This window comes from Adlercreutzia equolifaciens (genome assembly GCF_029076695.1).
Lineage (GTDB): Bacteria > Actinomycetota > Coriobacteriia > Coriobacteriales > Eggerthellaceae > Adlercreutzia > Adlercreutzia equolifaciens_A.
Map to the genome: position 1 here is coordinate 1 of NZ_JARFIK010000225.1, position 323 is coordinate 323.

1 pseudogene is annotated in these 323 nt (G+C 51.1%); it reads left to right on the forward strand.

Going from position 1 to position 323, the window contains the following annotated elements:
- Positions 1 to 34 precede the first annotated feature (34 nt).
- Positions 35 to 323: pseudogene (locus PZH32_RS12155) on the forward strand (hypothetical protein); the annotation flags it as partial.

A 323-nucleotide genomic window follows, 5' to 3' on the forward strand; every position in this document is an offset into this window, starting at 1 on the left:
GCAGAGCTCCGCAAGCTTCTGGCGGGTGAGTAGCATGGATGATCAGCGTAAGTCGGAAAACGCCTGCATGCCGGCTCTTCGGTTCGAGGGCTTCACCGATCCTTGGGAACAGCGTAAGCTAGGGGAGATGTATGCTCGATCATCAGAGAAAAACGACGGGACGATCAAAGGGGATCGCATTATCTCCGTCGCCACAATGAAGTTCAATCCGGAGCAGAGATTTTCCGGAAAAGACTATCTGCAAACCTACAATATAATGAGGCTAGGGGACATTGCGTTCGAGGGACACCATAGCAAGGATTTCATGTATGGAAGATTCGTCG